The sequence below is a fragment of the Paenibacillus sp. 01T431 genome, from assembly GCF_056398625.1.
Genome location: NZ_JBFTPT010000050.1, coordinates 1 through 1,449, shown reverse-complemented (window position 1 = coordinate 1,449; position 1,449 = coordinate 1). Strand labels below are relative to the sequence as shown.

At 44.6% G+C, this 1,449-nt stretch carries 1 protein-coding gene; it reads left to right on the top strand.

Going from position 1 to position 1,449, the window contains the following annotated elements:
- Nucleotides 1-1,281, top strand: a 1,281-nt coding sequence (locus AC1DM9_RS34265; protein ID WP_477584491.1) for an IS4 family transposase, incomplete at its 5' end; no start/stop codon positions are given.
- Nucleotides 1,282-1,449: the final 168 nt, after the last annotated feature.

Sequence of the window (1,449 nt, the reverse complement as noted above, 5' to 3'; positions counted from 1 at the left end):
CTCATACGAGAAATGTCAGTTGCACCAGCACCTTATGTCAAAAACCCTGAAAAAGATTTTACCCGCAAGAAAAAGTTGCCCTTTGAAACGGTTATGCAACTCCTGATTTCTATGGGCGGCAATAGCCTATACAAGGAACTCTTGGAATCGCAGGGCTTTGACGTAAACACCGCAACCACTTCTGCTTTTGTTCAACAAAGGAAGAAAATCTTGCCGTCTGCAATGGCATATTTGTTTCAAGAATTTACACAATCGTATACGGATCTCAAGAACTACCGAGGGTATCGGTTACTCGCCATTGACGGTTCGGATTTGCATTTCGCCACTGACCCTGCGGATACCGACACCTATTTTAAAAGTCAACCGGAAGCAAGAGGCTATAATCTGCTGCATTTAAACGCCGCCTATGACCTTTGCAACAGACTTTACGTGGATGCGATTGTTCAGCCGCGAAGGTTAAGTAATGAGAGAAAGGCGCTGGGGGATATGGTTGACCGTTCCTACATCGAGGGAAAAACCATTGTAATTGCCGATCGAGGTTATGAAAGTTACAACAATTTCGCGCATATTGAACGCAAAGGGTGGAGCTATGTCATTCGGGTAAAGGATCTGGCCTCCAATGGTATTCTCTCGGGCTTGCGTTTACCCGATAGCGGTTCGTTTGATAAGGAAGTTCATCTGGTGCTTACTAAAAAACAAACCAAAGAGGTCAAAGCTCATCCCGAAATTTACAAGTTCGTCCCTTCAACGTCTACCTTTGATTTCTTAGATTTGAAGGAGCACCTGTACTACCCGATATCTTTTCGGGTAGTTCGGTTCGTCCTGCCGGGTGGCGCTTATGAGACCGTCATTACGAATCTATCTGACGCCGATTYCCCACCCGATGAACTCAGGTCCATCTATAACATGCGGTGGGGAATTGAAACCTCATTCAGGGCATTAAAATACACCGTCGGTCTGACGAATTTTCACGCAAAGAGACGAGAGTCCGTCATCCAAGAAATTTTCGCAAGAATGATCATGTACAATTTTGCAGAAATGATGACCTCGCACGTCGTCATTTCCCAAAAAGCTAAACAGTACCACTACCAAGTCAACTTCACGGTTGCCGTTCACGTTTGTAGACATTTCCTGCGCTCAAGAGACGATGAACCCCCGCCCGATGTTGAAGCACTGATTCGCAAAAACGTTTTGCCGATTCGGCCCATTCGACCAGGGCAGCAGAATACGCGCAAAATCCGTTATAAATCATCTGTTAGCTTCGTCTACAGAGTAGCATAAATTCGGTTCGTATGAACACTTTTTTAAGCTGATCATCCATCCGCTTGTTTGCTGTTCCCTTTTTTCATACTTGCATAAAAAAAGAAACGGCACAGGACTTTTTCCCAAGCCGTTTCTGATTCTATTTTTATTCCCGGTCCTGACTCTTATGTTAACTTAATGACATTG